Consider the following 23,138-nt stretch of genomic DNA (forward strand, 5'->3'; position numbering starts at 1 on the left):
ACCCGGTAAGAATGCAAAACTTTCATCGGGAGGATGAAACCGTGAAAAGCAATCTATTGAGGGGCGCCGCACTGGCGCTGTGCCTCGGCGCGTCCGTATACCCGACGCTTGCCCAGGATGCAGGAGATACGATCAAGATCGGCGTGGTCGCCGCCGAATCCGGCGCCTTCGTTTCTGCCGGACACACGCTGCCGGCGGGCGTTGGCCTTGCCGTGAGGCAGATCAACGATGCCGGCGGCATCAAGGTCGGCGACAAGACCTACAAGCTCGAAATGGTCAAGCGCGACGACCGGACTGATATTGCAACGGCGATTGCCGCCACGCAGGAACTGGTGCGCGACGAAAGGGTCGCGGCGATCTTCGGATCGGAATCCCACGACTTCACGCTTGCGATGGCGAAAATCACACAACCCGCCAAGATCATCCATTTTGCCGGCAATTCGACGCTCGGCAAGGTTCTCACACCCGATGCAGTCAAGCCGGGCGGTGAAAACCACTTCCTCTTTCAGTCCGAGCCACAGGAATTCCAGCGCTCAGGATCGACAGCACGTGGCGTTCTCAGCCTGCTTGAACCTTTGCTTGGCGCCAAGCCGAAGAAGTCGGTCATGATCGTCGGCAACGACGCGACCGGACAGTTCCTGTCGTCCTTCTATCTGACCGCACTCAAGGCAGAGGGCCAGGATGTTCCAGATATCATCTTCTACCCCCCAGATGCCACCGACTTCTCGCCGTTCCTGACCAAGGCCAAGAGCTTCGAGCCCGACGTCATCCATTTCTGGTACAACGGGGACTCGACGCTGACGGCGCTGCCGCAGGCGCTCGAACTGGGCGCGGCCAAGAGCTACTTCCTGTTCGGCGTCGATCCCGGCATCTGGAAAGAGCGCGGCCTGACCGCGGATGTTCCGGTGGCGATGAGCTGCGTGCCGGTCTGCTGGGGCGCCTCTTCAAACCCCAATTCCAAGACCTACTTTGACGCCTACTTCGCTGCCGGTGCACCGCACGGCGTGACCTCGTCGGTGTCGCTGCTCTATCATGACTACGTCCACTTCCTGGCGGAAGCCTGGCAGAAGGCCGGCAGCTTCGATCCGGACAAGACCGTGGAAGCGCTGATGTCGATCAACCATTCGGGCGTGGTTTCCGACAGCCTCGCCTTCAACGCCACGCATCAGGTGACCCACGCGACGGAAGTCTGCGCGGCAGCCCCCGGCGGCGAAATCACCTGCTCGATGCAGCAACCCCCGGAAAGGGCTCCAGAATAACATCTCTCCCCGAGTGGAGGTGAACGGCACTCCTCGCCAATCGCCTTCAAGTCCGCCGGGAACCCCGCCCGGCGGACAATTGTCCCAGGCAAGGCCGTGCAGCCTTCACGCGCGCGCGGGCGTAAGACCGGAAGAGTGCCGTGGATATTCTCCTGCAACAGATCCTCAACGGATTGTCGATCGCCAGCGTCATCACGCTGATTGCGGTCGGCGTCACCCTGATTTTTGGCCTGACCGGCATCATCAATTTCGCCCATGGCGAATTCCTGATGGTCGGCAGTATCGTGACCTGGCTTGCCGTCAGCAACGGTCTCGGCTTTCCGCTGGCCCTGCTGCTTGCCGTCATCGCCGTTGCCCTGATGGGCTTCGTGCTGGAGCGCACCATCTTCCGTTTCACGCTGGAACGACCGACGAACGGCTTCATCGTCTCGCTCGGCCTGATCGTCGTGCTCCAGCACGTCGTCATCCTGTTTTGGAACGCCAACCAGAAGAGCATTCCCCGTCCCTTGACCACGGTCTGGGAAGTGGGCGGCGTGCGCATCGCTTCCGTCCGGGTGATGGTCATTCTGATGACGATCGCAGTCGTTGCCATGACCTATGTCATGATCACCCGCAGCCGGTACGGCCGCGCCCTGCGCGCCAGCGTCGAGGATCGCGATACGGCCGCCTTGATGGGCATTCCCGTGCGCCGTTACATCACCGGCGTCTTCGTGCTTGGAAGCGCGCTTGCCGGGCTTGGCGGCGGCTTGCTGATCGCTCTCTTTCCGATCACGCCGTTCACCGGCGGGACCATGGTCATGAAGGGCTTCGCCGTCGCGTTGATTGGCGGCCTCGGCAATCTGACGGGCGCTGTCGCAGCCGGGCTGATCCTCGGCATCGTCGAGGGTTTCAGCGCAGGCTACGGCTTCTCCGAATGGACCGACGCCTATTCCTTCGGGCTGATGATCCTCGTGCTGCTGTTCCGTCCGCATGGTCTCTTCGGCGGAACCAGCGGCCCGAAAATGGCCTGATACAGGCCTATGAAAATGATCGGTTGGATATAATGATCAAATCCATCTCCTCGCTGCGCTCGCTCGCACCGGTCCTCATCGTCCTCTTGTTGCTGGCGCTTGTTCCGCTGCTGTCGCCGAGCAACCGCATTCTCTCGCTGTCCATCTCGGCCGGCATCAACATCATCGCGCTCTATGGCCTTTCCGTACTTTTCGGCCAGACGGGCATCCTGTCGATGGGCCATGCGGCTCTGGTCGGCGTCGGCGCCTATACGGCAGCCCTTCTGGCCCGGGATTTCGATATCGGCTTCTGGGTTTCCATTCCGGTCGCCGGCATCATGGCCGCCATCGTCGCTGCGATCATCGGTATTCCATCGCTGCGCGTCAGCGGCCACCACTTCGTCATCATGACCTTCGCCTTCGGGCAATTGCTGACGATCATCCTGACCAATGGCGGCGAGTATACCGGTGCCGCCAGCGGTCTCGACATGGGGCAGCCCGTGACGTTGTTCGGCGCAGCACTCGATCCGCTGGAGCGCTTCTACCTGCTCGTCGTCGCCTTTGTGACGATCAGCGCGGTGGCAAGCTGGGCGATCATCAATTCGTCCTATGGCCGGACGCTGCGCGCCATCCGTGAAAACGAGAAGCTCGCAGCCTCGCTCGGCATCAACGTCGGCCGCCACAAGATCGGCGCCTTCGTCGTCAGCGGCGTTTTTGCCGGCATTTCCGGCGTGCTGCTCGCCTATTTCCTGCGCCATATCTCGCCTGGCCAGTTCGCCTCGTTCCCGAGCATCTACCTGGCGCTGATGGTCATGATCGGTGGCGCGCGCCTGCTGCTCGGGCCGCTTGCCGGCGGCATTCTCGTCTCCTTTCTGCCGGAAGTCCTGAACCTCGATCCGGTCCAGTCCCGCATTCTCTACGGCGTCTGCCTGATCGCAGTCATCCTGTTCCTGCCCAATGGCCTGATCGCCGGCATTGCCGATGGCTGGACCTGGCTCCTCAAGATATCGAAGCGCACGCCGGCAGCGGGCAATGTTTCGGAGGTCGGACGATGAGCGCCATTCTCGAAATCAAGGGGCTGCGCAAGCAGTTCGGCGGCGTCACCGCCCTGTCCGGGGTGGATCTTTCCATCAACCAAGGCGAAATCCTCGGCGTCGTCGGCCCGAACGGTTCCGGCAAGACGACGCTCTTTAACGTCGTTACCGGCGTTCACAAGCCCACCGCCGGCACCGTGACCTGGAAGGGCAAGGACATCACCGGCATTCCGGCCAACCAGATTTCGCGCAACGGCATTGGCTATACCTTCCAGCAGGCCATGGCCTTTCCCGGACTAACGGTACTGGAAAACGTCCGGATCGCCACGGAACACGCCACCGGATCGTCGCGCACAGATTTTGCCTGGCCGACGCCGGAATCCCTGCTGGAATTCGTCGGCATACCAAGCCTCTCGGGGGAAAAGGCAGGCATCTTGCCGTTCGGCAGCCTGCGCCTGCTCGGCCTTGCGCTGGCGCTCGCCACGCGGCCGTTGCTGCTGCTCCTCGATGAACCCGCGGCGGGCCTGAACGACCGCGAAACGGCGGCGCTCGTCGGGCTTGTCGAACAATTCCCCTCCCACGGCATCAGCGTCTGCGTCATCGATCACGACATGAAGCTGATGCAGATGCTGTGCAAGCGGCTTGCCGTGCTCGATTTCGGCTCGAAGATCGCCGACGGTCAGACCGCCGACGTGCTGCATGACCCGAAAGTGCTTGAAGTCTATCTGGGAGGCGAATTGTGACGCTTCTTTCCCTTTCCAATGTCACCACCGGCTACGGCCCGACGATCGTCAACCGCGACGTCTCTCTCAATCTCGGCGAGAACGAGATCGTCACCATTCTCGGCCCCAACGGTGCCGGCAAATCGACGCTGCTGCGTACCATCGCCGGGCTGGTCAAGCCGCGTGCCGGGCAGATCAGTTTCAATGGCGAAACCGTCACCGGTCAGCCCCCCGACGTCATGGCAAAACGCGGCGTCGTGCTGGTCCCGGAAGGCCGGCGCATCTTCGCGGATATGACGGTGGAGGAAAACCTGCGGCTCGGCGCCTACACCCGCCGTGATGCCGAAGGCATCAACGCGGACGTAAAGACGATGGAGGCCTTCTTCCCGATCCTGGCCGCCAAACGGAACGACAAGGGCGGGTCGCTCAGCGGCGGCCAGCAGCAGATGCTGGCGATCGCGCGCGGTCTGATGGCGCGGCCGAAGGTGCTCTTGCTGGACGAACCTTCGCTGGGGCTATCCCCCCTCCTCGTCAAGGAAATCAAGGCGATCATCCTCGATATCGGCGAACGCTTCGGTGCCTCCGTGCTGCTCGTCGAGCAGAATGCGGGGCTCGCCCTTTCCGTGGCCGCTCGCGGTTATCTGATGCAGAACGGCCGTATCGCCATCTCCGGGCTGATCGCGGAGCTTAGGGACATGTCTCTGATGCGCGAGCTTTATCTCGGCGGGATCAAGGAGACAGCCTGATGCGCGGCGAAACGATTGCGATCTCCTATGGACGCGGCCACCTGAGCATTGAGATGCCGGAGGGAGCCGAACCGACGATTATCCGCAAGCAGCCGCTGCCGAAAATCTCCGACCCGAAGGCGGCAATCATCGAGGCTCTTGAACACCCGATCCAATCGGCGGCGCTCTCAACGCTTGCCAGGGGCCGTGCCAGCGCCTGCATCCTGATCTGCGACATCACCCGCCCCGTCCCGAACCACCTGTTCCTGCGGCCGATGATCGAGACCATGCTTGCAGCCGGCATTCCGCGCGAAAACATCTCCGTACTGGTCGCGACGGGCCTGCATCGGCCGAATCTCGGAGATGAACTTGCCGAATTGGTCGGCGATCCCTGGGTTCTGGAGACGGTTCGCGTCGAGAACCATTACGCCCGCAACGAAGAGGATCACATCGATCTCGGCCTCACGCCGACTCGGCATACGCCGGTGAAACTCGACAAGCTTTTCGTCGAAGCGGACCTGCGGATTGCCACCGGTCTTGTGGAGCCGCATTTCATGGCTGGCTGGTCGGGCGGACGCAAGATCATCGCCCCCGGCGTCGCCCATCACGAAACCATCCGCACCTTTCATTCCGCCCGCTTCATGGAAGATCCGCTTGCCGTCCAGTGCAATCTGATCGGCAATCCCCTGCATGAGGAACAACTCGAAATCGTCAAGTTGCTCGGCGAGGTCTATGCGCTGAATACCGTTCTCGACGAGGACCGCGACCTCGTCTGCGTTACCTTCGGCGAGATCATCGCCAGCCATGCCGCCGCCGTCGATTTCGTCAGCGATGCGACGCGCATCGGTCTGCCTCGCAAATATGGAACCGTAGTGACTTCCTCGGCCGGCTATCCGCTCGACAAGACCTATTATCAGACGATCAAGGGAATGGTGACGCCGCTCGATATCCTGGAGCCGGGCGGTACGCTGATCATGGTTTCGGAGTGCTCGGAAGGTTTTGGCTCCCACGAATTCCGCGAAGCGCAGGCGCGGTTGGTCGAACTCGGGCCTGAAAAATTCCTGGCAACCCTAACCGCCAAGTCGCTGGCCGAGATCGACGAATGGCAGTCGGAGATGCAGCTGAAACCTATGCGCGTGGGCCGCATCGAGCTCTACACGACCGGCCTTACGGGCGAAGACCGGACATTGACGGGGGTCCACATGATCGGCGATCTGACCGACGCGATCGCACGCAGCATCGACAGGGGCGGTGATCGCCAGGTCGCCATCATCCCGGAGGGGCCTTATGTCATTCCGCAATTTTCAGCCTGACGTTTCAGCCCGCCGACCGGTCGGCGTGGTCGCGAAGCTCGGCGAAACGGGCAGCGCTTCGCGTCAGATGGTTGCGAAGCGTCTTCCTGGCAGCGTTCTCGTCGCGGTCTCGGATTGCGGCGAAAATTGCGCCATGTTCGCGGCGCATGCGGGTCATATGCTTTTCCCGCTCGGGTGGAGTCATCGTATCGAAGCGCGCCCATTGCCGCGGGATCATCAGATTGCCGAAAGTGTCGAACAACCGCGCATAATAGGAGTTCTGCGTCGCCACGAGGATCGCCCGGTGAAAGGCGAAATCCTCGGCAGCACCGGAGCCGCCGGCAAGGATCGATGCGTCCAGCGCGTCGAGCTTCGCCCGCATGCGCTCGAGGTCCTCGTCGGTGCGCCGCAGGGCAGCAAGGCCGGCCGCCTCGACCTCGATACCGATGCGAAGTTCCAGCACGCTGATGACTTCCTCGATCGATTCAAGGTCGTTGGGGACGATGGAGAAGGATCGCGGGTTGGGATCGTTGCTGACAAAGGCACCAAGCCCCTGTCGCGTCGTGATCAGCCCCTTGGCACGAAGGGAAGCGAGCGCTTCACGCACGACCGTGCGGCTGACACCGGTTGCGGTCATGATCGCCTGTTCTGTCGGCAGGCGCTGGCCCGGCGCAAGGTCACCGGATTCGATCTGCGCGATCAGCGTGTCCACCAGGCCGCTACGCAGGTTCGGCGTATGCTGGATGGCGTTAAAAAATGCCGTTTCCTTTTCCGTCATCGTCTCGAAGAACCTTTCACGCGAGTCCTGCCCGTGAACTCCACTCCATTCCTGCTATCCGATGGTAGCAAAAAAAGCAAAACCGGTCCGCAGCAGCGAGGCCGAACCACCCGGGAGAAGATATCATGACGGAACAGATCGGATTTATCGGCCTCGGCGCCATGGGTTCCGGCATGGCAGGCAATCTGTTGGCCAAAGGGTTTCCACTGACGGTGCTCGCCCATCGCCGCCGCGAGGCCGTGGACGATCTCGTCGGCAAGGGAGCCCAAGAAGCAAAGACAGCACGCGAACTGGCTCTGGCCAGCGACATCGTCCTTCTTTGCGTCACCGGATCGCCACAGGTCGAACAAGCGGTCAAGGGACCGGAGGGGCTTGCTTCCGCCGGAAAACCGCTTCTTATCATCGATTGCTCGACATCCAACCCTTCGCTGACCGTGGCGCTCGCCGCCGAACTTGCCGCCAGCGGCATCACATTGATCGACGCCCCGATCGCCCGCACGCCGAAGGAGGCTGCCGAGGGCAAGCTGGATGTGATGGCAGGTGGTGCACCGGAAGTCTTCGCCCGCGCCAAGCCTGTCCTCGACGCTTTCGCAGCCCGCATCATCCACACCGGAGCGACCGGCAGCGGCCATACGATGAAGCTTCTCAACAACTTCATATCGATGGGCTATTCGGCGATCTATTCCGAGGCGCTGACGCTCGGCGTCAAGGCCGGCCTGACGCCTCAGGTGTTCGACAGCGTCATCCGCGGCAGCCGGATGGACTGCTCCTTCTACCAGGCCTTCTTCGATTTCGTGCTGAATCGCAACGAGAACGCCCAGCGTTTCGCCATGGTCAATGCGCTGAAGGACATGTCCTATCTCGCTTCCTTCGCGCAGTCGGCCGGCGTCGCCAATCCGATCGGTGCCGCCGTGCGCAACAGCTTTGCGACCGCGGTGGCAACAGGACATGGCGAAGCCTTCGTGCCGGCGCTCTCCGATGTTATCGCCGGATTGAACGGCGTTTCGCTGACCGATCAGATCCCAACACGCCAAGCAGGTAGAGGCGAATGACGGAGTTTTATCTCGATCCCGTTGGCGGTGTCGCCGGCGACATGTTCGTCGCCGCGATGCTCGACGTCCGGCCCGATCTGGAGCCGGGCCTACGCGAAACGCTGTTGCTTTGTCCACTTATCCAAGGTGTGGCGGTCGCTGTCGTTACCCACAATGACGGTGTCCTCACCGGCCACCGGTTTCTGGTGACGCAGGACGATGGTGAGCGGATTGCGCATCATGAACACGATCGTGATCATCATCACGACAGCCATTGTCATGATGCGGATGAGAGCCACGAACATCAGGGAGGGCACAGCCATACGGCATGGCGCGATATCCGTTCGAAGTTGGAGAACGCGCGGTTGGATCGCGCAGTGGTTACGCATGCCATCGGCATATTCGCGCTGCTGGCGGAAGCGGAGGCGAAGGTGCATGGCACCACGCCGGATAACATCGCCTTTCACGAAGTCGGTGCCTGGGATTCCATCGCCGACATCGTCAGCGCGGCCTACCTGATCGCGAGCGTTGACGCTTCGCATTGGAGTGTCGGAGCGATACCGCTCGGCTCCGGCCGTATCCGCACCGCCCACGGTATCCTGCCGGTCCCCGCCCCTGCGACAGCGCTGTTGCTGGAAGGTTTCTTCACGATGGACGACGGCATTGGCGGCGAACGCGTGACGCCGACTGGTGCCGCCATCCTGCGTTACCTTTGCCGGACGCCCGCCTCACGACTGCCCCGCCGGCTTGCTGCTGCCGGACATGGCTTTGGCACGAGAAACCTGCCGGGCATCAGCAACTGCCTGCGCGTCCTTGTCTTCGAAACCGTCGAACAGAACGCGAGAGAAAACGACGATGTCGCCGTGATCGAATTCGAGATCGACGACCAGACGGGCGAAGACCTTGCCCAGGCGATCGACCATCTGCGCGCGCATCCGGGTGTACTGGATGTGATCCAGGCCCCCGTTTTTGGCAAGAAGGGCCGGATGATGGCGCATCTGCGCATTCTCGCCAGGCCCGACGCCTTGCAATCGGTCGCGAACCGCGTCTTCGACGAAACCAGCACGATCGGCATCCGCCATTCGCTTGTCGGCCGCATCGCTTTACCGCGGGAGACTGGAGAATTGCTGAACCAAGGGCGCACGTTGCGCCTCAAAACGACCACAAGACCCGGTGGCGCGACCGCCAAAATCGAGGCCGACGATCTTGCCGATGTCGCCAGCAAGGCGGCCCGCGATAGCATCCGGGCTATAATCGAGGCGCCCCCCAATGGAAAGGACATATGATGCAGGATGCGCTCCGCGGTATTCTTTCCGGTATCGGCACCGCCACGGTTGCCGTCAGCGGCGGCGTCGATTCGATGACGCTTGCCGTGCTTGCCAACCGTGTGGTCGGCCGCAGTCGGGTAACGATGATGCATGCGGTTTCCGCAGCCGTACCGCCGGAAGCGACACGGCGCGTAAAACAGTGGGCGGATGTCGAGGGCTGGGACCTGCACCTGATCGACGCCGGCGAATTGAAGGACGACAAGTATCGCAGCAACCCCGTTAACCGCTGCTTCTTCTGCAAGGGCAATCTCTACGGAACGATCGCGGCGATGAGCCAGCAGCAGATCCTGTCCGGTGCCAATGTCGACGATCTCGGTGAATACCGGCCCGGGCTCGACGCGGCCAGACAATATGCTGTCCGCCACCCCTATATCGAGGCCGGGATTGACAAGGGCGGTGTCCGCGCCCTCGCCCATGAACTTGGCCTCGGCGATCTCTCCGATCTCCCGGCGTCTCCGTGCCTCTCCAGTCGGGTTGAGACGCTGATCCGCATCGAACCGGAGATTCTGCAGGCGATCCATACTGTCGAAAGGATGGTGTCGGACCGGCTATCGCCGCGAACGGTGCGTTGTCGCGTGCGTCAGGCCGGCATCGTTGTCGAACTCGATCCGGAAAGCCTTAGCGCCACAAGCCCGAGCGACCGTTCTGCGTTGACAGTCTCGATCGCCCGATTGCTGCCGGAAATGCTGGCCGGCAAAACCATCGCCTTCGCGGCCTATTGCAATGGCAGCGCGTTCGTCGGCGCCATGCGATGAGCGATGTCGTCTTCGATTTCGGCCGTGCCGAACGCATAGGGTTGGATGAAGCCGTCTTCTGCCAGATGAAATCGCAGGCGCAGATCGATGCCATTCTGGATGGCGCATTGCAAAGAAATGCCAGCCTTCTTCTGACACGTCTCGCCCCGGAGAAGCTTGCGGCGGTTTCACCTGCTAGTCAGGAACGGATCGACTATTGCGCGATCTCGCAGACCGGCTTCTTCGGCCCGCTCCGCCCAATCGCATCAAGCGGCGCCGTCGCCATCGTCGCCGCCGGCACATCCGACACACCGGTGGCGCGGGAAGCGGCGCGCACCCTGCGCCATTGCGGCATCGAAGCCTCATTGATCGTCGATGTCGGTGTTGCCGGCCTCTGGCGATTGACCGATCGGCTGGACGATATCCGTCGCCATCCCATTGTCATCGCCGTCGCCGGCATGGATGCAGCACTTGCCAGCGTTCTCGGCGGCCTCGTGTCCTCGGCAATGATCTGCATTCCGACCTCCGTCGGCTATGGCGCAGCGGAGGGCGGACGAACGGCGTTGAATGCCATGCTGGTCAGTTGTGCGCCAGGCCTCACCGTCTGCAATGTCGACAACGGCTATGGCGCGGCTTGCGCCGCCATGCGCATTCTGGCTAGCGCCGCTATGCTGCGCGAAGGGAATTATCCGGGCCGTTAGGTCGTTGCCCCGGAAGACCTCCCCCGGGGGCACATCAAGTCAGGCCGCGTCGATCGTGAGTTGCTGTTGTTCGCCGAGGCCTTCGACGCCAAGCCTGATCGTCTGTCCGGCATGCAGGAAGATCGGCTCCGGCTTTATACCGAGGCCGACGCCCGGCGGCGTGCCGGTGGAGATGATATCGCCCGGCTGCAGACTCATGAACTGCGAAATGTAGTGCACGAGGAAGGGGATCGAAAAGATCATCGTCCGGGTCGAGCCGTTCTGGCGCGATACCCCATCGACCGTCAGCCACATCTTGAGGTTCTGCGGGTCGGCGATCTCGTCACGCGTCACCACCCAGGGACCGATCGGGCCGAAACTGTCGGCCGACTTGCCTTTCGTCCACTGGCCGCCGCGCTCGGCCTGAAATTCCCGCTCCGACACGTCGTTGATCAGGCAATAGCCGGCAACGTGGTTCAATGCGTCTTCCTCGGAGACGTAGCGCGCCTCGTCGCCAATGACGACGCCGAGCTCGACTTCCCAGTCGGTCTTCTTCGACTTGCGCGGGATGATGACATTGTCATTCGGGCCGGTGATAGCGCTGGTCGCCTTCATGAACAGGATCGGCTCTTCCGGAATCTTGGCACCGGTTTCGGCGGCATGGTCGGCATAGTTCAGGCCGACGCAGATGAATTTGCCGACACGTGAGACACAGGGGCCCAACCGACCGGAATTTTCGACGATCGGCAGGCTCTTCGGATCGAGTACCGCGATCTTGGCAAGGCCTTCGCTCGTCAACACGACACCGGCGATATCGTCCACATGGCCGGAGAGGTCACGCAGATTGCCGTCGGCATCGAGAAGTCCAGGCCTTTCGGCGCCCGGCTGGCCGTATCGGAGAAGTTTCATAATGGAATCCTATGAAAGAAAACGGTGATCAGCCGTTCGACCAGCCGCCATCGACCACGATGGCGTTGCCGGTCATGAAGGCTGATTCATTGCTGGCAAGGAAAACGACGAGTTCGGCAACCTCTTCCGCTGTGCCAAGCCGGCCCATTGGCTGACGGCCGATGAAAGCGGCGCGGGCAGCATCGTAATCGCCGGTGGCGCGCATGCGCTCCTGCAGCGACGGGCTTTCGACCGTGCCGGGGCAGATCGCATTGGCGCGGATGCCCTTGTCGACATAATCGAGCGCGACGGACTTGGTCATGCCGATCACGGCGGCCTTCGTCGTGCCGTAGATGAAGCGGTTTGGGGCTGCGATCACGGTGGAGGCGACCGACGCCATATTGACGATGGAAGCACCGCCATTGTCGATCATGCCGGGCAGGAAGGCCCGGATCATGTGGTACATGGCCCGCACGTTGAGATTAACCGAGAACTCGAAAGCATCCTCGTCGCAATCGAGAATCGAGCCGTTGTGGACGTAACCTGCGCAGTTGAACAGGATATCGGGCGCGGCGATCGCGGCCGCGAATTCCGCGATCGCCTTGGGATTCAGCACATCAAGCACACGCGTGGCGACCCCCGGCAGGCCTTCGAGCGACTGCAGCTTCGATATATCGATGTCGGTTGCGATCGTCCTTGCACCTTCCCGCGAAAAGGCAACCACGGCCGCGCGTCCCATGCCTTGCCCGGCGGCCGTCACGACCGCTGTCTTTCCTTCAAGCCTGCCTGTCATTTCACGGTGTCCTTGGAAGTTTCATTGATAACCGCGCTCTCGGAGCTCGGCTTGATCGCTGCAGGGCCGGGGTCGAGCGACAGCCCGACACGTTCTGCGGCCCCCGCCAGATGCAGTTGCATGGCGCGTTTCGCCGCCTCCGGATCGCCGGCTTCAATGGCATCCAGAATCTGCTGGTGTTCGCCAAGCGTGACGCTCGCCAGATCGTCGGAGCGCCGCTGGTTGCCGGAGGCGAGAATGCTGTCGCGCACGCGCTCGGAGGCAAACATCAGAAACGGCACCATGTAGACATTCTGCGTTGCCGCAGCGACCGTCTTGTGAAACTCTAGATCAGTCTTCAGCCAGGTCACGCTGCCATAGGGCGCCACCGCCATTGTCGCCAGAGCTTCGCGCATGGCTGCAAGATCGGCTTCCGTTCGGCGCTGTGCTGCCAATGCGGCGACCTGGACTTCCAGAATGCCGCGGATTTCGAAGAGATTCTGGAAGGCGTCGGCCTGCTGCAGAGAATCGTGATCGATGGTCAGGACGGTTGAGTTCGGTACATCGGCGACGAAGGCGCCCCTGCCCTGCTGTGACCAGATGCGCCCTTCCGAACGCAGCCGCGCAATCGCTTCACGCACCACGTTTCGGCTGACACCGAAGGTCTGCGCCAGCGCCTGCTCCGTCGGCAACTGGTCACCTGGGTTCAGCCGCCCCCGGGCGATTTCCCGGGAGATGGAGCTTGCGACGAGCGTCGAGAGATGCGGGCCGCGATTGACCTTGTCGAGTTTCAGCGTCATCGCTCACCTTTTTCCGGAATTTGCGCGCGCGGCAGAAAAATTCTTCCCCGGCTCATGATTCCTCTTGGGTCTAGCGCATCCTTGATCCGACCTGCAAGATCAAACGAAACATCGTCGATACGCCTCAGGAAAGCCTCCTGCTTGACCTTGCCGATACCGTGCTCGGCACTGAGCGAACCGCCGTAGCGGTCGACCACATCGAAAATCACGTCTTCCGCCTCATGGAAAAGCACGTCGATGGCGTCAGCGCCCATGCCGATGGGTGGAACTACGTTGAGGTGGATATTGCCGTCTCCGACATGTCCATAGGTAACTGCCAGCGCGTGCGGATGGCTCTTGCCAAGCGCATCCAGAGTGTCCTCGACAAAGCCGGCTAGCATCGAAATCGGCACGGACACATCAGTGCGCAGATAGCGGCCACCGCGCCCCTGCGCCTCGACCATCAGTTCCCGCAGCAGCCAGAGCTGTTCGCCCTGCGCCCGACTGGCGGCCGCCACGCCGTCGATAATGAGATCGTCGGCACCGATCAGAAAGTCCTGCAGGATGGTGCGCAGATCGACACGGCCGCCGGCGGAGGCCTCGATCAGCACATAGACGGGGCAGACTTCCGACAGCGGATCCCGCATACCTGCGCGCGCACCAAGCGCGATATCGATGCCACCGCGCAGGATCAGTTCGAAGGCTGTCAGAAGGTCGCTGCATTCCCGCCGCGCGCGGGCATAGAGCGCCATCGCGTCATTGACCGAGCGAAGCCCGACCAGTGCCGTTTCCACCTGCGTAGGTTTCGGGAAAAGCTTCAGGGACACGGCCGTGACAATTCCGAGCGTGCCTTCGCTGCCGATGAAAAGCTGTTTCAGGTCGTAACCGCGATTGTCCTTGCGCAGCAGTTTCAAGCCATTCCAGACCCGCCCGTCGCCGAGCACCACTTCAAGACCGAGCACGAGATCGCGCGTCATGCCGTAACGAAGAACATTGAATCCGCCGGCATTGGTGGCGACGTTGCCGCCGACCCGGCAACTTCCCTGTGCGCCAAACGTGATCGGCAGAATGCAATCTTCCGCCTCCGCGTGGCGCTTGGCTTCCTCCAGAATGCAGCCCGCCTCGACGACCATAGCAAAATCGATCGCGCTGATCGAGCGGACCTTGTTCAGCCTCTCCAGCGATACGACGACCTCGCCGCCGCCGGGAGCTGCGACCGCAGCCCCAACCAGACCGGTCAGCCCGCCCTGCGGGACGACAGGGATGTTATTCGCAAAACAGCAGCGCATCAGCGCCGAAACATCCTCGACGGAGCGCGGACGCGCCACTGCGAGCGGCATGCCGAAATGATCGCCGGACCAGTCGCGAGTGTAGCGCTCGATGTCGTCTTTCGAAGTCAGCAGCATGCCGTCCGGAAGCGCTGCGGCGAGCTTCGCCAGCAAGTTTTGGCGGCGTGCGGTAACGGCGTCCATCAAGCAGTCTCCAAGGCAGGTCGAAAACAACTGGACAACGGCGTCAGTTGCATGGTTATCATACAACTCTGATAATGAACATCAAGAGCGATGCGTGCTTGCGCACAACCATGATGACGAAAATCAGAATGAAAACCATATCTTATTGGAGGAAGAAGACGATGAGCAACGCTCCGAGCGGCTTTCGCATGATGCACACGATGATCCGGGTGTTTGACCTGGACGTCTCGATCAAATTCTATACCGATCTTCTGGGCATGACGCTGCTGCGCCGGGACGACTATCCGGAGGGCAAATTCACCAACGCCTTCGTCGGCTATGGACCGGAGGAAACCGATACGGTCGTGGAACTGACCTACAATTGGGAACAGGCCAAGCCCTACGAGCTTGGCACGGCGTTTGGCCACCTGGCGCTCGGCGTCAAGGATATCTATGCCGTCTGCGCCGCGCTGGAGAAGCAGGGCGCCCGCATTCCACGCCCGCCGGGTCCGATGCTGCACGGCACCACCCACATCGCCTTCATCGAGGATCCGGATGGCTACAGGATCGAACTGATCGGTCTCGACACGATGTAAGAAGCGAAAGCTCCTAGAGCCGCGCCCCCGGGCGCGGCTCCCTTGCCAGTATGCCGGCGGCTCTCTGGGAGGAGATTTCGTTCTCATTTGATGACCGGGATCTTGCTGCGGTCGATGGTGATGGCCACCGCGATGATGAGTACTGCGCCGAACACCACATTTTCCGCAAAGATATTGACACCGACGAAGGTCATGCCGATCCGCACGATCGAGATGATCAGCGCGCCGACCGCCGTGCGCCCGACGCCGCCAAGACCGCCGGTAATGGCCGTGCCACCGACGATGACCGCTGCGATCGCCGGCAGCAGCAACTGATTGGCAAGGCTCGGCGAGCCGCTTGAAAGCCGGGCGGCAAGAAGGACACCGGCGATCGCCGCCAGCGTGCCGGAAATGGCAAAGGCGATAACCTTGGTGCGATCGACGTTGACGCCCGCCGCGAGCGCTGCCGGCTCACCCGCGCCAACGGCAAGGCTGTAGCGCCCGAAGCGGGTGTAGCGCAGCAGCAGATAACTGGTGATCCCCACAATAGCTGCAAGGATGGCAACCACCGGAAGGCCGAAAACGGTACCGTTAATCCATGTGGTGCTGAGGCGGCCGCCTTCCTCGATGGTGATGGCGCGTCCCTGCGCGATCCAGAGCGCCATGCCGGCAACGACGCCGCCGGTCGCCAGCGTTGCCACAAAAGATGGGACACGCAGCCGGACATGGACGATGCCGCTGAGGATGCCGAAGACAAGGCCCGAAGCAATCGCGACCGGGAAGGCGAGGATGCCGAGCGATGGCAGCAGTTGTGCGAGGATGACGCTTGCCAGTGACGCCACGGCCTGGATCGAAAGGTCGATGCCGCCGATCAGGATGACGAAGGTGACGCCGGTGGCAAGGATGAACAGGACGGCGGTATTGGCGAGTAAAAGCGCCAGCGTTTCCCCGGTCAGGAAGCCGGGCGAGCCGATTTCGATGATGATGATCAGGAGCACCAGTAGCGCCGGAGGAATGGCCCCCTGGAGCCAGCCAGCCGCGAAAATATCTGATAGTTTTTTCATGGCCGTTTCCTCACACCATTTCCCGGACAAGATCGACCTGGTCCGGCTTGTTGCCGGCGCCGGCGTCGAAACGGGCCGTCACTTCGCCGTCGCGCATCACCAGTACCCGGTGGGACAGACCGATGGTCTCCTCCAGCGTGTCGGAGAGAAGCAGAATGGCAATGCCCTGGGCGGAAAGATCGCGGACGAGTTCGTAGACTTCCTCCTTGGCGCCGACGTCGAGACCGCGCGTTGGGTGATCGAGGATCAGGACGCGTGAACCTGCCGTCATCCAGCGGGCCAGAACCACCTTCTGCTGGTTGCCGCCCGAGAGTTTCCGGCAGGCGATATCCGGACCGGGCGCCTTGATGCGCAGCTTGCGGATCCAGTCGACCGCCAGTTGCCTTTCCCGACCGTAGTCGATCTTGCCATTTCGGATGACGCTGGAAAGATCGGCGAGCGTGATGTTTTCGGCAATCGACAGGAACATCACCAGGCCCTCAACCCGCCGCTCGCGCGGCACATAGCCGACACTCTTTCGCACGGCCTGTTCCGGCGAGGTGAAGCGCACGGTCTCGCCGCGGATTTTCAAGGAACCCTCGGTCTGTGGCAGGAAGCCGCCGAGCGTACGGGTGATTTCCTCGCGACCGGAGCCGACGACGCCGGCGATGCCGAGGATCTCGCCCGCATGGATCTTGAAATCGACATTGTGAAACGCACCTTTGACGCCGAGGCCATTGGCTTCGAGGATCACTTCGGGACCCGCAGCCATCTGGCGCGGTTCCTTGTAATATTCCGTCTGCAGGCCGCGGCCGACCATGATCTCGTGCAGTTCCGGCCCGGTCACCTGGCTTGCCTGATGCTCGGCAACGACCTCTCCATCCTTCATCGTATAGACGCGGTCGGAGATGCGCAGCACCTCGTCGAGGCGGTGCGAGACGAAAACGAAACTGGCCCGTTTCTTCAGCGAGCGGATACGCTCGAATAGCACATCGATGTCGGACGAAGTGAGGACCGACGTCGGCTCGTCCAGCAGGATGACCAGAGGACGCGAGACGCTTTCCTCAAGTGTCAGAGCCTTGGCAAGCTCGACCATCTGGCGGGCTGCAAAAGTCAGTTCGGAGGTGCGGGTGGTCACGTCGATATCGACGCCGATCTTGCCCAGTTGCCGCCGCGCAGCCGCGCGCATTGCTTTCCAATTAACGATGCCCAGACGTGTGAACTGGTGTTCCTGTCCAAGATAGATGTTTTCGGCAACCGACATGTTGAGAAGCAGAGACTGCTCCTGAAACACCATGCCGATACCGTGGTTGGCGGCATCGCGCGTGTTGCGCAGTCTGAGCGGATCGCCATCGAGAGTCATCGTGCCGGAGTCCGGCCGAAGCGTTCCGGCAAGCGTGCGCATCAGCGTCGACTTTCCGGCGCCGTTTTCGCCGATGAGGCCGATCACTTCATTGGGCCGTATTTCCAGCGATACGTTCTTCAGCGCCTTGACGCCGAGAAAGGATTTTGAAAGTCCATTGACTGAGAGCATGGCCGTTCACTTCACGATCTTGAGGTGGAGGCGATCGAGCGACAGCGCGACGGCAGCGATGATCATCAGGCCCTGCACGGTTTGCTGCACATAGGGCGAGATGCCGAGCAGCACCATACCGTTGGCAAGCACGGTGACGATCAGCACGCCGACCAACGTATTGAGTACGCCGCCCTCACCGCCTGTCAAAGCCGTTCCGCCGACGACGACAGCCGTGACTGCCGCAAACAGGCGTCCATCGGCGATGACGGCATTCGACTGACCGAGTTGTGCCGCTGCCAGAACCCCGGCAATTCCGAAGAAGAAGCCGGCGACACCGAAGGCGGTGATGCGAACGCGCTTCAGGTTGACGCCCGAAAGCTCGGCCACATCTTCGCCGCCGCCGATCGCCAGAATATGGCGACCAAGGCGCGTGTGATACTGAATGACGATGGCGAGTAGAAACGCGCCGGCTGCGACCCAGACGGCAAGCGGCAGGCCCAGGAAACGCTCGAGCGCCAGCGAGCGGATGGAACCATCCATCAGCCGGATGGCCGAGCCGCCGAGCATGAATACGGAAAGGCCAAGCCCGATGAACCACATGCCGAGCGTCGCCATGAAGGACGGAATGCGCAAGGTGGTCTGGACGATGCCGTTCAGCAGGCCCATCGCCGTACTGGCGACAATCGCGGCAATGACGGCCAACCAGCCATAGTCGTTACCGTTGGCATCGTTGGTTGCAAGCAGCACCAGGACCATGGCGGCGACAGACAGCGCACCTTCCACGGACAGATCGATGCTGCCCATGAGAATGATGAAAGTCATGCCCATCGCAAGCGTCAGCGGCACCGCAGCAGAATTGGCGACACGAGCGAGATTGCGCAATTCGATGAAATTCGGGTTGGCAATGGTGATCAGGACGCACAGCAGGACAAGCACCATCAGGGGCGCATAGGTGCGTAGGCGGCGGGCGCCTTGCCCCCGGAAAATCCGCGTGAAAACACCATCCATGGCTGATGTCCGCTCCATCTTGGTGACGGGCTTCATGGTTTCAGAATTGATCGTCAAAAGATATACTCCGCATCCGGGCTGGAACAGCCGGCAGCGAATATCCTCACTGCCGGCGATAGACCGCGGCCAGGCCGCGCCGGGTACCTGGTAAACAGGCGCTTACGTTCTGATCTGACCGGTGACCCGGCCCCACAGATCGTTCCAGTCGATGGTCGGCTGGGCTTCGACATTCGTCTTGTAGTATTCCTCCACATTGTCCTTGGTGACGGCAACCACCTTGCCGTAGAACTCGCGATGTTCCGGCGGCTCGGAGGTCGGGTCGAACTTCTTCATCAGCGCGTTGTAGCCGATGGCGAGGCCCATTCCGCCCTGCCAGAACGGATCGGATGTGATCGTGCAGGCGAACTCGCCCGTGCGAACCGCATCGACCGCGGTCTTGATGCCGTCGATGCCGACGACCGGAACCTTGCCGGCAAGACCTTCGGCGCGAAGCGCTTCCAGCGCGCCGGTGCCCATGTCGTCGTTCGCCGCCCAGATACCCTTGATCTCATCGCCGAAACGGGTGAGCAGATTGCCGGTGAGATCGAAGGCTTCCGTCGATTTCCAATTCGCGACCTGGAAGTCGAGCAGCTTGATATCCGGATTGGCAGCAAGGGCTTCGTCGAGGCCCTTCTTGCGCTCGATGGCAGCCGTCGTCGAGATCATGCCGCCAAGCGCGATGATGCCGCCCGAACCGCCGATCGCCTTGAACAGGACCTCGGCAATCTGCTTGCCGCTGGCGATGCCGTCAAATTCGATGTGCGAGACGTAGTTCGGATTGAAGTCCTTCGGATGCAAATCCGCCGGCTTGTTCCACTGGGTAACGATATAGGCGCCGGCAGCCTTGCAGGCCTCGACGATCGGACGTGCATCCGGCGTATCGTTCGGGTCCGAATTCAGCACCATGTTGCCGCCGGTCTTGGCCAGCATCGCCTTGATGTCGGCTATGCCCTTTTCGCTGTTTCCTTCGGAAACCAGCGTCACATGCTCCAGGCCGACAGCCTTGGCATAGGCTTCGGCGCCGCTTTTCCAAACGGCGTGATAGGGGTTGGACAGCGACCGGATGGAGGTCACCAGCGTCGGGGCGCCCTGCGCAAACAGCCGCTTCGGCATGGCCGAAACAGCCAGACCGGTCGCAGCACCTATCATCAGCGTGCGGCGGTTGATCTCGCCGAAATTCATCAAGGTCTTTCCGTCAGTCATTCTCAATCCTCCCGTTGAAATTCTGGAACTGCGGTTCAGCAGCTTATCCGGATGCTTGAACAAATCAGAAAGTTTGTCGCATCCTCCGATATTTGTACGACAACCCTTCAACACGATAACCATACCCTTTCTCTTGACGGTGCACAAGGGACTTGAGATGGTGCGTGTCGAAGAGATGCGACGCGGGAGAAAAACACGCGGGACATCTCATGCGGAGAACTAGAATGCCCGACTATATTATCATCGGCGGCGGCTCGGCGGGATGCGTGCTGGCAGCACGTTTGAGTGAAGATCCATCCGTTTCAGTCACCTTGCTTGAGGCGGGCCCGCGGGACACGAACTTCCATATTCACCTGCCGGTCGGCTTCTTCAAAATGACCGCCGGGCCGCTGATATGGGGCTATCAGACCGCACCGGGCCGTGAGATTGGCGGCCGCAAAATGGTCTATCCACAGGCCCGTGTGTTGGGCGGCGGCAGTTCGATCAATGCACAGGTTTTCACCCGCGGCTGCCCGGAAGACTACGACGTCTGGGCTGCGGAAGAGGGCTGCGACGGCTGGTCCTATGCGGAGGTGCTGCCGTATTTCCGACGCTCCGAGGGCAACGACTCGCTGGGCGGCCCGCACCATGGCACCGAGGGACCGCTCGGTGTGACCTCGACGACGCCGCATCCTCTGACCCGCGTTTTCGTGCGCGCGGCGCAGGAGGCCGGTATTCCCTATAATGGCGATTTCAACGGCGGCAACCAGGAAGGCGCCGGCTTTTACCAGGCAACGACGAAGAACGGCAAACGCAGCAGCACGGCCACCGGCTACCTGAAGCCCGCTCTCGCACGCAGGAACCTGACGCTACGCACCGATGTCATGGTCAACCGGATTGTCGTCGAGACCGGCAAAGCCATCGGCGTCGAAATCACCGAGAACGGACGGCCCGTCACCATGCGGGCGGATCGCGAAGTCATCGTCACCTCCGGGGCCATCGGATCGCCGAAGCTGCTGATGCTATCGGGGATCGGCCCTGCCGGGCACCTGCGATCCGTCGGCGTCGATGTCGTTCACGACCTCAGCGGTGTCGGCCAGAATCTTCAGGACCACATGGATGTCGATGTTCTCGCCGAACTGTCGGGATCCTACGGCATTGACCGTTACAAGAAGTTGCACTGGCAGGCGATGGCGGGGCTTGAATACATCCTGTTCGGCAAGGGGCCGGTGGCGTCCAACATCGTTGAAGCCGGAGCCTTCTGGTGGGGCGACAGGACGGAAAAGACACCCGATATCCAGTTTCATTTTCTTCCTGGCGCGGGTGTCGAGGAGGGGATCGGCTCGGTGCCCGGCGGCAACGGCTGCACGCTCAATTCTTATCCGGTGCGCCCGCGCTCGCGCGGCAGGGTGACGTTGCGGACCGCAAACGTCACGGATGCTCCGCTCATCGATCCCAATCCCTATGCCGAGGCCTACGACCTCGAGCGCGCGGCCGACGGCATTCTCATCAGCCGCGACATCCTGGCCCAGCCCGCCTTCAAACCCTTTATCAAGCGCGAGCATCTTCCCGGGGCGCAGGTGGGCAACCGCCAACAGGCCATGGCCTTCGCCCGCGAACATGGTCGCTCGGCCTATCACCCCGTCGGCACCTGCCGCATGGGCTCGGCGGGCAGCGCCGACGCCGTGGTCGATCCGCATTTGCGCGTGCGTGGCATTGAGGGGCTGCGCGTCTGCGACAGTTCCATCATGCCGCGCCTGATCTCATCCAATACCAATGCGGCAACGATCATGATCGCGGAAAAGGCGGCAGATCTCATTCGTGCCGGGCACTGAACAAGGAACAGAATCCCCATGCAATCTTTCGATCCACGCAGCTTCTTGCGCGCGACCTTCGATGCCGCGGTCAGGGCCGCCGACCCCGTCCTCGGCATCCGGCAAAATCTGCCTGAAAAGCCGAAGGGACGAACGATCGTCGTCGGTGCGGGCAAGGCATCGGCGCAAATGGCCGCAGCCCTTGAAACGCTCTGGGACGGACCGATGGAAGGGGTGGTAGTGACCCGCTACGGCTTCGGAGGCCCCTGCAAGCACATCGAGATCATCGAAGCATCTCACCCCGTTCCAGACAAAGCCGGTCTCGTCGCCTCGCGCCGCCTGCTTCAAGCCGTTGAAGGGCTTACGGCGGACGATCTGGTCATCGCCCTCATCTCGGGCGGCGGCTCCGCTCTTCTTCCCTCTCCTGCGGCGGGCTTGACACTTACCGACGAGATCACCGTCAACGAGGCGCTTCTGGCATCCGGCGCACCGATCTCGGCCATGAATACCATCCGCAAGCACATCTCCACCATCAAGGGCGGACGCCTCGCGGCTGCGGCCCATCCGGCCCAAGTCGTCTCCTTCGTCGTCTCCGATATTCCCGGCGACAATCCCGCGCTCGTCGCGTCCGGTCCAACGGTGCCCGATGCGGGAAACAGGCAGGATGCGCTCGCCCTGATCGACGCCTATCGCATGAGCCTTCCCGATGCCGTCATGGCGCACCTCACGTCGTCGGCCGCGGACAGTCTGGAGCCCGATGATTCTCGGTTTGCGCGCAACGAAGTCCATGTCGTCGCATCAGCTGCGGTCTCGCTTGAAGCAGCGGCTGAAGAAGCCGGAAGGCACGGCATCGAGGCCGTGATCCTCTCGGATTCGATCGAGGGAGAATCCCGCGACGTGGCGAGCGTGCATGCGGCCATCGCCCGCGAGATCGCAACACGCGACAGACCCTTCGCCAAACCCGTCCTCTTGCTTTCCGGCGGCGAAACGACCGTGACGCTACGCGCAAAGGGCAAGGGCGGCCGCAACAGCGAGTTCCTTCTATCCTTCGCGCTCGGCATCAACGGTATTGCCGGCATCCATGCCGTTGCCGCAGATACCGATGGCATCGACGGTTCCGAGGACAATGCCGGCGCTTTTGCCGATGGCCAAACCGTCGAGCGCATGCGCAAGGCGGGCGTGGATGCCAAATCGATGCTGATGCAGAACAACGCCTGGACGGCGTTTCAGGCGATCGACGACCTGCTTGTCACTGGCCCGACCGGGACCAACGTGAATGATTTTCGGGCCATCCTGGTGCAATAGGCAAGCCACACAGAAGGTTACCCAAAATCTCAGTGTCCGCGATATTCACAAGAAAATCGGTCTGAGAGTAAGCCGCGGCCGCGTCGGCGAAATCACCAAGCATATGCGTTCGGCAAAGATGAAGCCCTTGTGACAACATTTTACACGTATTTCCCCCTTCATGGCCCGCCAATGACCGCTCAAGACGCAAGATA

General features: G+C 61.7%; 21 protein-coding genes and 1 pseudogene. 13 read left to right on the plus strand and 9 right to left on the minus strand.

Translation table 11 applies throughout. The annotated features are described in order from the left end of the window. The first annotated feature begins 41 nt into the window (after positions 1 to 41). The 6 genes from ACZ9DP_RS12195 to ACZ9DP_RS12220 all read left to right on the plus strand — a co-directional run bounded on the left by ACZ9DP_RS12195 (position 42) and on the right by ACZ9DP_RS12220 (position 6,042). On the plus strand, positions 42 to 1,259 hold the full coding sequence (locus ACZ9DP_RS12195; RefSeq protein WP_476201916.1) for an ABC transporter substrate-binding protein: 1,218 nt from the start codon (positions 42 to 44) through the stop codon (positions 1,257 to 1,259). Positions 1,260 to 1,399: 140 nt separating this feature from the next. Then, entirely contained in the window at positions 1,400 to 2,269 is an 870-nt protein-coding gene (locus ACZ9DP_RS12200) for a branched-chain amino acid ABC transporter permease (RefSeq protein WP_476201917.1), read from the plus strand. A 32-nt stretch (positions 2,270 to 2,301) separates the two neighbouring features. After that, complete coding sequence (locus ACZ9DP_RS12205; protein WP_476201919.1) at positions 2,302 to 3,303, plus strand: branched-chain amino acid ABC transporter permease; 1,002 nt, start codon at positions 2,302 to 2,304, stop codon at positions 3,301 to 3,303. Continuing rightward, positions 3,300 to 4,025: an ABC transporter ATP-binding protein gene (locus ACZ9DP_RS12210; protein ID WP_476201920.1), complete on the plus strand. Its 726-nt coding sequence runs from the start codon at positions 3,300 to 3,302 to the stop codon at positions 4,023 to 4,025. The genes ACZ9DP_RS12205 and ACZ9DP_RS12210 overlap by 4 nt, the downstream gene beginning before the upstream one ends. Next, a complete protein-coding gene (locus ACZ9DP_RS12215) occupies positions 4,022 to 4,750 on the plus strand; it encodes an ABC transporter ATP-binding protein (protein WP_476201921.1) in 729 nt (242 codons plus the stop codon). Before ACZ9DP_RS12210 ends, ACZ9DP_RS12215 begins: the two co-directional genes overlap by 4 nt. Continuing rightward, a complete protein-coding gene (locus tag ACZ9DP_RS12220) occupies positions 4,750 to 6,042 on the plus strand; it encodes a nickel-dependent lactate racemase family protein (RefSeq protein ID WP_476201923.1) in 1,293 nt (430 codons plus the stop codon). Before ACZ9DP_RS12215 ends, ACZ9DP_RS12220 begins: the two co-directional genes overlap by 1 nt. A 4-nt stretch (positions 6,043 to 6,046) precedes the next feature. Here ACZ9DP_RS12220 and ACZ9DP_RS12225 read toward each other — a convergent pair whose 3' ends face one another. Beyond that, a complete protein-coding gene (locus ACZ9DP_RS12225) occupies positions 6,047 to 6,799 on the minus strand; it encodes a FadR/GntR family transcriptional regulator (RefSeq protein WP_476201925.1) in 753 nt (250 codons plus the stop codon). Between the two features lie 104 nt (positions 6,800 to 6,903). Here ACZ9DP_RS12225 and ACZ9DP_RS12230 point away from each other — a divergent pair. The 4 genes and pseudogenes from ACZ9DP_RS12230 to larB form a co-directional block, all read left to right on the plus strand. Further along, positions 6,904 to 7,851, plus strand: a pseudogene (locus ACZ9DP_RS12230) (NAD(P)-dependent oxidoreductase); the annotation flags it as partial. Beyond that, positions 7,848 to 9,116, plus strand: a complete 1,269-nt coding sequence (gene larC, locus ACZ9DP_RS12235; RefSeq protein ID WP_476201926.1) for a nickel pincer cofactor biosynthesis protein LarC — start codon at positions 7,848 to 7,850, stop codon at positions 9,114 to 9,116. The pseudogene ACZ9DP_RS12230 and the gene larC, both read left to right, overlap by 4 nt. Continuing rightward, entirely contained in the window at positions 9,116 to 9,913 is a 798-nt protein-coding gene (gene larE / locus ACZ9DP_RS12240) for an ATP-dependent sacrificial sulfur transferase LarE (RefSeq protein WP_476201928.1), read from the plus strand. The genes larC and larE overlap by 1 nt, the downstream gene beginning before the upstream one ends. After that, complete coding sequence (gene larB / locus ACZ9DP_RS12245) at positions 9,910 to 10,593, plus strand: nickel pincer cofactor biosynthesis protein LarB (protein WP_476201930.1); 684 nt, start codon at positions 9,910 to 9,912, stop codon at positions 10,591 to 10,593. The genes larE and larB overlap by 4 nt, the downstream gene beginning before the upstream one ends. Positions 10,594 to 10,632: 39 nt before the next feature. Here the strand turns inward: larB and ACZ9DP_RS12250 are convergent, their stop codons facing one another. From ACZ9DP_RS12250 to ACZ9DP_RS12265, 4 genes are read right to left on the minus strand one after another with little or no spacing between them, the layout of a single operon-like run. Next, on the minus strand, positions 10,633 to 11,481 hold the full coding sequence (locus ACZ9DP_RS12250) for a fumarylacetoacetate hydrolase family protein (protein ID WP_476201932.1): 849 nt from the start codon (positions 11,479 to 11,481) through the stop codon (positions 10,633 to 10,635). A gap of 28 nt (positions 11,482 to 11,509) precedes the next feature. Further along, positions 11,510 to 12,253: an SDR family oxidoreductase gene (locus tag ACZ9DP_RS12255; protein WP_476201934.1), complete on the minus strand. Its 744-nt coding sequence runs from the start codon at positions 12,251 to 12,253 to the stop codon at positions 11,510 to 11,512. After that, positions 12,250 to 13,032 carry a FadR/GntR family transcriptional regulator gene (locus ACZ9DP_RS12260; RefSeq protein WP_476201935.1) on the minus strand — a complete coding sequence of 261 codons (783 nt, stop codon included), beginning with the start codon at positions 13,030 to 13,032 and terminating at the stop codon, positions 12,250 to 12,252. The genes ACZ9DP_RS12255 and ACZ9DP_RS12260 overlap by 4 nt, the downstream gene beginning before the upstream one ends. Then, positions 13,029 to 14,483, minus strand: a complete 1,455-nt coding sequence (locus tag ACZ9DP_RS12265) for an FAD-binding oxidoreductase (protein WP_476201936.1) — start codon at positions 14,481 to 14,483, stop codon at positions 13,029 to 13,031. Before ACZ9DP_RS12265 ends, ACZ9DP_RS12260 begins: the two co-directional genes overlap by 4 nt. A gap of 161 nt (positions 14,484 to 14,644) precedes the next feature. On the opposite strand from ACZ9DP_RS12265, the gene gloA reads away from it, so the two are divergent. Further along, a complete protein-coding gene (gene gloA / locus ACZ9DP_RS12270; RefSeq protein WP_476201937.1) occupies positions 14,645 to 15,058 on the plus strand; it encodes a lactoylglutathione lyase in 414 nt (137 codons plus the stop codon). Between the two features lie 83 nt (positions 15,059 to 15,141). Here the strand turns inward: gloA and ACZ9DP_RS12275 are convergent, their stop codons facing one another. The 4 genes from ACZ9DP_RS12275 to ACZ9DP_RS12290 all read right to left on the minus strand — a co-directional run bounded on the left by ACZ9DP_RS12275 (position 15,142) and on the right by ACZ9DP_RS12290 (position 19,846). Continuing rightward, on the minus strand, positions 15,142 to 16,101 hold the full coding sequence (locus tag ACZ9DP_RS12275; RefSeq protein ID WP_476201938.1) for an ABC transporter permease: 960 nt from the start codon (positions 16,099 to 16,101) through the stop codon (positions 15,142 to 15,144). Positions 16,102 to 16,111: 10 nt separating this feature from the next. Further along, positions 16,112 to 17,614, minus strand: a complete 1,503-nt coding sequence (locus ACZ9DP_RS12280) for a sugar ABC transporter ATP-binding protein (protein WP_476201939.1) — start codon at positions 17,612 to 17,614, stop codon at positions 16,112 to 16,114. A 6-nt stretch (positions 17,615 to 17,620) separates the two neighbouring features. Next, the gene (locus tag ACZ9DP_RS12285) at positions 17,621 to 18,661 is read right to left on the minus strand and encodes an ABC transporter permease (RefSeq protein ID WP_476201940.1); all 1,041 of its coding nucleotides are present in this window, start codon (positions 18,659 to 18,661) and stop codon (positions 17,621 to 17,623) included. 102 nt (positions 18,662 to 18,763) lie between these two features. After that, positions 18,764 to 19,846, minus strand: a complete 1,083-nt coding sequence (locus ACZ9DP_RS12290; protein WP_476201941.1) for a sugar ABC transporter substrate-binding protein — start codon at positions 19,844 to 19,846, stop codon at positions 18,764 to 18,766. Positions 19,847 to 20,070: 224 nt separating this feature from the next. Here ACZ9DP_RS12290 and ACZ9DP_RS12295 point away from each other — a divergent pair, with 224 nt between their 5' ends. Beyond that, the gene (locus tag ACZ9DP_RS12295) at positions 20,071 to 21,660 is read left to right on the plus strand and encodes a GMC family oxidoreductase (RefSeq protein WP_476201943.1); all 1,590 of its coding nucleotides are present in this window, start codon (positions 20,071 to 20,073) and stop codon (positions 21,658 to 21,660) included. Positions 21,661 to 21,678: 18 nt separating this feature from the next. Then, positions 21,679 to 22,944, plus strand: a complete 1,266-nt coding sequence (locus tag ACZ9DP_RS12300) for a glycerate kinase type-2 family protein (protein ID WP_476201944.1) — start codon at positions 21,679 to 21,681, stop codon at positions 22,942 to 22,944. The last annotated feature ends 194 nt before the right edge of the window (positions 22,945 to 23,138 follow it).

This window comes from Rhizobium sp. USDA 4016, from assembly GCF_056279705.1.